We start from the raw sequence: 6,986 nt of genomic DNA on the forward strand, positions 1-6,986 counted from the left end.
TGGCCATCATCATGGCTTCTTTCATTTCCCGGGTAGGCAGGGTAAGGGGTATTACTGCGAAGGTCTATGACCAGTTCTTCATTATGCATTAATCTTCTTCTTTTTTATGAAACAATTGATCCAGGCTGCCTTGCTGCTTGCTCAGCACATCCTCCATGTCTGAAAGTTCTATGTTCAGGGCATTGTTGGAGATTTGTAATTCCACCAGTGAAATGCCCAATGAAATCAGCAGGCATAGCATGCTGCCCATAAAAACCCAGTTGGCTGCAGTGATAAATTCCTGATAGAGGAGAAACATGCAAATCACACAGAGCAAAAAGCTAAGTACCCCAAAGATCTGCATGTTTTTGATCATATGGAGGCGTTTACGGAGATTTTTTATCTGTCCGATGATGGCCTTTTCCTGCCGGGTGCTTTCCAGGTATTTTTTATGGAGCCCCCTTATCAAATTGGCCATGGCCAGAAAACGGTTGGTATAAGCCAGCATCAGCAGGGTAATGGCTGAAAAAAGCAAGGCAGGAGTGGATAGTTGTAGTTCCATGAATGGTTAAAGAAAGATTTTGCCAGCAAGTTAAAACAATTCCAAAACCCCATCAAGGTCGGAAGGGGTACAGGGATCAATTTTATCTCTGAATAAGAACTTTCTCTCGGATAAAATGGCCATGCCTAAAAAATAAAATCCCCATCTCAGTATTTGTAAATTAATCGAAAAACCTTATTGAACTATGAAAAGTGACTTGGCCCGAAAAAATCTGACGATGTAACTCCAAACTTTTCCAAAGTTTAGAACTTTGGAAAAGTTAAGCCTAGGTTTCCAAATTGATCGCAACCAAAATCCCTCCGGCGGAGGGTAAAGCCTGCCCTGACCAGAGTCAGGGGGGCTAACATAAATATCAATTCGTAAATTGTTACATTTTTTAAATCTTTACCGATGCCGGGCTCTACTGTCACAGCGAAAAATAACTTTTAAAAAAACGCAGCAATCGGGATGACGATGGAGTTTTTTGCAATATTTGAAAATATAGATTTGGTCGTATTACCAGGATTATGGCTTAAAATCAGCTATTTTCCCTTTCATTCTCTGTACTTTTTGCTTGATCAAAAAGTACCAAAAAATCAAGACAAAAAAATCCTTCACCCCGCAAACCCCCTACGCACCCCGGTTTTTTGTCGGGCCAACGCTCATTGCGTAATTAAATATCATTCTTCGTTTATTCAAATTTTTTCAGGGGTTATATTTTAAGATAACAGTTTTAATTACGTCATCGGTAGAACTAACATTTTAAAAAACGCAGCAATCGGGATGACGATAGGTTTTTTGCATTATATGGGAATATAAACTTCTCTTTGTTTAATGGATAATGGCGAGTTAAAGGCTATTTATGGTATTTTAGCTTGTTTCTATTGTACTTTTTCTCCCGATTCGCTGCGCTGCTTGGGACAGGCTTTGATGAAAAAGTACAGTGGAATAAGGGCAGAACTGCCCAATTTCCTATCAGGATATCTCTCCCAGAACCACCAGTTTTTCCAGAGTTGGGCTTTCGCTGCCTCCTTTGGGCTCAATGGTAATGGCGAAGGCCTGGGCATCTCCGGCTTCCTGCATGGACTGAAGATTCAGTTTATCCGCTGCATTTACCAGACCGATACCTACCGGACCGTCTGCTCCAATGGCCCATAGCTGATAGTCGCTGTTTTCGTCCAGATCGGCAAGCTGGTTAACAGAAAGCAATACTTCCCGGCTTTCCCTATCCCAGAAGACATCTACCAAAGCATCTTCCTGCATCGGCAGGCCCTCTCCTTTCATGGGGACCCTTTCGAAATTACCGGCAAGCAGTTTTTCCATGCTTTTATCCAGCTCATTGAGCTTTACCTGATTGCTTTGAACATCCTCTGCCAAAATGGCATTTTGCTGCAGGGCAATGGCGTACCTTTCTTCGGCATCAAAATAGCGGTAGGCAAAATAACCTGCTACCCCAATGGCCAACACGGCTGCCAGTGAGGCGGCTACCGCAAAGGGTTTCCAGGGATTGATGCCCGGATACAACTTCACTTCCTTCTCTACAGGCTTCGCCTGCCCGGAGGGAGGTACTTCGTCTGCAGTCTCATCAGCCGCTGCATCCAAACTGGCAAAAATCTTGCTTTTCACCGCATCGGAAGGTTTTTTACCTGATGCCTGGTCAAAAGCAAACATGGCCGCTTCAATGGCTTTAATCTCTTCCTGAATTTCAGGATATTTTTTGGCCATGGACAGGACTTCCTGCTGCTCAGTTTCGTTGAGGTCTCCCAAAACGAAAAGCTCCAATTTACCGGACGATATGTAGGTTTGGATATCCACTAGATTATATCAGCTTTCTTTTTCAACACCGTGATCGCAGATCTGACCCTGGACTTCACCGTTCCCAGTGGAATGCCATAATTTTCGGCTACTTCTGTATGTGTGTAGCCCTTAAAATAGATGCATTCCATGACAAACCGCTGCTCCTCGTTCAGTTCCTCCATCAACTCTCTGACACCGATTCCATCAACAGCTGCTGCTGTGCCGGACTCGCTCTCCATGCCATATACGTAATCATCTATGGTATTGGTCTTACTGCTTTTGGAAAATTCTTTGGAGCGTGTTTTATCGATTGCGGCATTCCTGCAAATATTGGCCATCCAGGTATACAGGCGTCCCTTGGAAGGATCATAACTGTCGATCTTCTGGCTGATTTTTACAAAAGCATCGTGGAATACTTCCTCGGCCAGGTCCGAATCATAAATGATCCGGCTGATCACACCAAACAAGGCCCGGGAATATTTCTCGTACAAATATTCCTGGACTTGTCTGTTTCTGGCCCTAAGCCCTTGTATCAATGCTTGTTCTTCCAAAAAACCTGTTGGTCAATAAATGAGGTTTATAATTTCAGGATAACCCTACCTGTCATCTCAAAGGTGAATCACTTCATCATAAGCTGCTGCAGCCGCTTCCATCACCGCCTCTGACATGGTAGGATGGGGATGCACGGTTTTGATCAACTCGTGACCGGTAGTTTCCAGCTTGCGGATGGCAACGATTTCGGCAATCATTTCAGTAACATTGTAACCGATCATGTGGGCACCCAGCAATTCTCCATACTTGGCATCAAAGATCAATTTCACAAAACCATCCTTGGCTCCTGCTGCGGAGGCCTTTCCGGAAGCAGAAAAGGGAAATTTGCCAACTTTCAGTTCGTAACCTGCTTCTTTAGCCTGTGCCTCGGTATATCCCACCGAAGAAATTTCAGGAATACAATAGGTACAACCCGGGATGTTGTTGTAGTCGAGAGGCTCAGGATTCTCACCGGCAATCTTTTCTACACAGATGATTCCTTCAGCCGAGGCCACATGTGCCAGGGCAGGTCCCGCCACCACATCTCCGATGGCATAGTAACCGGGCATGTTGGTATTGTAATATTCGTCTACCTTGATCTTTCCCTTGTCTACCAAAATCCCTACATCCTCAAGCCCACAGTTTTCTACGTTGGAGACTACCCCTACGGCAGAAAGCACCACATCGCAGTCGATTTTTTCTTCTCCCTCCTTGGTTTTTACAGTTACCTTGCAACCGGCACCTTTGGTATCCACCTGGGTCACCTCGGCACTGGTCATGATTTTAATGCCTTTCTTTTTGTATATTTTTTCCAGGGCTTTAGATACCTCCTGGTCTTCATTGGGCACAATGCGGTCCAGAAACTCCACGATGGTAACTTCCACGCCTATGGAGCTATATACATAGGCAAATTCTACGCCTATGGCTCCTGAACCTACCACCACCATTTTCTTGGGCATTTTGTCGAGGGTCATGGCTTTTCTGTAACCCACGATCTTTTTGTTGTCTATTTTTAGTGCGGGTAGTTCTTTGGACCTTCCTCCTGTGGCGATGATAATATGGTCTGCACTGTATTCGGTTTTCTTACCGTCCTTGTCTTCTACTTCTATCTTTTTTCCGGGCTTTACTTTTCCCCAGCCCAGCAGCTGTTCGATTTTATTTTTTTTCATCAAAAATTGAACGCCCTTGCTCATGCCATTGGCCACATCGCGGCTTCTTTTGATCATGTCGTCAAAATTGACGTTGGCTTTGCTTACAGAGATACCATAATCATCTGCGTGGCTGATGTATTCGAATACCTGAGCGCTCTTGATCAGGGCTTTCGTAGGAATACAGCCCCAGTTGAGGCATATGCCGCCCAGTTCTTCCGCTTCGACCACGGCCACTTTCAATCCAAGCTGAGAGGCCCTGATTGCAGCCACATAACCACCTGGACCAGTGCCCAGAACAATGACATCAAATTTTGTTGAAGACATATTTTTATATTTTTGATTACTTTTTTGCTATGCAAATTTATAATAATAATGCTCAGAAAAAAATTTGGTTTTGATATTCAAATCGGATATTAACCCAATGAATCTCCAGCCCTTGAATAAATTCCCAAATAAGGATCAAGCACAAAATTAAATTGCATACCCTATGTTTTGGAATAAATACTTATTTTTGACCAGGAAAAAACAATAAAAATTTTCAATATGGGATTACTTACAGGTAAAAGAGCCTTGGTAACAGGGGCTTCCAAAGGTATAGGCAGGGCAATTGCCCTGAGGTTTGCACAGGAAGGAGCTGATGTGGCTTTTACTTTTTTGTCGAGCGTGGAAAAAGGAGAAGCACTAGAAAAGGAACTGGCTGCCTTTGGTATCAAAGCCAAAGGATTTCGCTCAGATGCCTCCGATTTTAAAGCCGCCGAGCAATTGATCGGTGATGTGGTAGCTGAACTGGGAGGATTGGATATCTTGGTCAATAATGCCGGCATCACCAGAGACAACCTGCTCATGCGCATGACGGAGGAACATTGGGACGAGGTCATCAACGTAAACCTGAAGTCTTGCTTCAACACCGTGAAGGCGGCGACACGTACCATGATGAAGGCCAAAGCCGGGTCCATCATCAATATCACTTCTGTGGTGGGCATTAAAGGCAATGCAGGGCAATCCAATTATGCTGCTTCCAAAGCCGGGATCATTGGCTTTACCAAATCCGTGGCCCTTGAACTGGGCTCCCGCAACATCCGCTGCAATGCCATCGCACCAGGCTTTATTGAAACAGAAATGACGGCCGTACTGGACGAAAAGACCGTACAGGGATGGAGGGATGGTATCCCCATGAAAAGGGGCGGGAAACCCGAGGAAGTGGCTGATGCCTGTGTTTTCCTGGGATCTGACATGAGCAGCTATATTTCCGGGCAGACCCTGCAGGTAAATGGTGCCATGCTGACCTGATGACCTTTCATTAAAACCCAAAATATATGTTTGAAAAACTGCCAAAAAAAACGTACCGCATTGGCCGGAAAAGCTGTAATAATTGCTTTTTCGGCCTGTTTTTCCTGCTTTTCATTGGAATGGTCAAGCCCGTTGCTGCCCAGGAGGAAGCAGCTGTTTCAGATGATGTTTTGTTGGAACTGTATAAGGGAGCCCGCGTAACGGATGTGGTAGATGGCCTGGTTACAGTAGGGTATATGGATGTGGGGGTTATGGACCCCAGCATCGCTCCATTGTGGCGGGATGTGGAAACCATGGAACACCGTTTTTCCGGAATTGCCGTAACCGTCCGGTATGGGCCTACCAACCGGCCCATGCATCCCGGAGCGGACCTTACCCAACCTGAAAATTACGAGGTATACCGGCAGTGGCGGGGCATGTGGTATTCCCAATTGTCTGCAGAGCCTTTTGGAGAGTTTATCAAAAAAGGGACGGTAGTGGTGATGGACAACAGGGATGACAACGACACGGGTTCCACAGGCTCCAAAAACATCATGGACTGGCAGGAAAAAGGAGCCGTGGGACTGGTTTCTGCCGGTGGGGTCAGGGACATAGATGAAGTCATCAGGCAAAAAAACCCGGTATATACCGACTATTCCAAAAGAGGCCGTGGAGAACGGATTGGAAGAAATGAGGTCATCGACGTACAAAGACCCGTAGTGGTTGGTGGTTGCACGGTCTATCCGGGAGATGTGATTGTGGCCGATTCCGACGGTGTGGTGGTGGTCCCGCGCAGAGTGGCGGTCCGGGTTGGACAGATTGCCTATATGGAATTGGTAGATGATATCAAGGGAAGACGGGAGCTGTTTGAAAAAACAGGCAGGGCATATGATGAAACGGTGGAAGTTCCGGAAGATCCGGCTACCTTTTTCAAAAAGCATGGCTTGCCCGAGGACCCCAATAAGCCATGATTTTTAGCCTGAGTGAATGTCAAGGGTTAAAATGGATCGAAATGGGATAATGGTTTTCAGGCTTGATTTTGGCAACAAACCTTGTTCTGGATAGAACCGGAGTGGTTAAGGGTTAATGGGTTCGGATGGTTTTGGAAGGATCAAGTGGAATGTTAGGCAATATAACTTGTGGGGTTCGGACTGTGGTGGTTAAGGGTATAATGATACAGCTAATCGTAGAACCGTAAATCGGAAAAGAAAACAAAAAGCCCAGACAGAACAACTCCCCCTTACTAAGGGGGATTTAGGGGGATTATTTCGTGTCCGTCCTGGGATTACAAATCCCCTTTTATCTGTACCACGGAATGGTAAATTTCGCAGAGCCGGGTTACCCGGATCTGCAACCCTGGTTACCGGCATTATCAGTGCCTGGTAGCAGCTTCTCCGATGGGAAATCGGCCGTGCCTACGGCACTTTTGATAGCATGGTTGGATCCTAGTCCATGGACTAAACCCCATGGTTACTAAATCGGCCGCTCCTACGGAGCTTTGGGTAGGGACGAAAACACAACTCGGAATTGGACAACGGCTTTCCTGAAAAAAGATTGGCCGTGCCTACGGCACTTTAGATAACTTGGCTGGTCCTGGTCCATGGGCTGAACCCCATGGTTACTAAATCAGCCGCTCCTACGGAGCTTTGGGTAGGGACGAAAACACAACTCGGAATTAGATACCGGCTTTCCTGAAAAAAGATTGGCCGTGCCTACGG

At 45.9% G+C, this 6,986-nt stretch carries 6 protein-coding genes; 2 read left to right on the forward strand and 4 right to left on the reverse strand.

Features of this window, described 5'->3' with window-relative positions; translation table 11 throughout:
- Window positions 1–88: 88 nt before the first annotated feature.
- The 4 genes from HUJ21_RS19860 to lpdA all read right to left on the reverse strand — a co-directional run bounded on the left by HUJ21_RS19860 (window position 89) and on the right by lpdA (window position 4,323).
- Window positions 89–541 (reverse strand): DUF2721 domain-containing protein, encoded by a 453-nt coding sequence (locus HUJ21_RS19860; RefSeq protein ID WP_291372271.1) that lies wholly within the window; start codon window positions 539–541, stop codon window positions 89–91.
- Between the two features lie 954 nt (window positions 542–1,495).
- Window positions 1,496–2,335 carry an anti-sigma factor gene (locus HUJ21_RS19865; RefSeq protein ID WP_291372272.1) on the reverse strand — a complete coding sequence of 280 codons (840 nt, stop codon included), beginning with the start codon at window positions 2,333–2,335 and terminating at the stop codon, window positions 1,496–1,498.
- Complete coding sequence (locus tag HUJ21_RS19870) at window positions 2,335–2,868, reverse strand: sigma-70 family RNA polymerase sigma factor (RefSeq protein WP_291372273.1); 534 nt, start codon at window positions 2,866–2,868, stop codon at window positions 2,335–2,337. The genes HUJ21_RS19865 and HUJ21_RS19870 overlap by 1 nt, the downstream gene beginning before the upstream one ends.
- A 57-nt stretch (window positions 2,869–2,925) precedes the next feature.
- On the reverse strand, window positions 2,926–4,323 hold the full coding sequence (lpdA, locus tag HUJ21_RS19875; protein ID WP_291372275.1) for a dihydrolipoyl dehydrogenase: 1,398 nt from the start codon (window positions 4,321–4,323) through the stop codon (window positions 2,926–2,928).
- A gap of 219 nt (window positions 4,324–4,542) precedes the next feature.
- On the opposite strand from lpdA, the gene fabG reads away from it, so the two are divergent.
- The gene (gene fabG, locus HUJ21_RS19880) at window positions 4,543–5,289 is read left to right on the forward strand and encodes a 3-oxoacyl-[acyl-carrier-protein] reductase (RefSeq protein WP_291372277.1); all 747 of its coding nucleotides are present in this window, start codon (window positions 4,543–4,545) and stop codon (window positions 5,287–5,289) included.
- 26 nt (window positions 5,290–5,315) lie between these two features.
- Complete coding sequence (locus tag HUJ21_RS19885; protein WP_291372278.1) at window positions 5,316–6,239, forward strand: RraA family protein; 924 nt, start codon at window positions 5,316–5,318, stop codon at window positions 6,237–6,239.
- The last annotated feature ends 747 nt before the right edge of the window (window positions 6,240–6,986 follow it).

The organism is Cyclobacterium sp. (genome assembly GCF_014762705.1).
Classification (GTDB): Bacteria; Bacteroidota; Bacteroidia; order Cytophagales; family Cyclobacteriaceae; genus Cyclobacterium.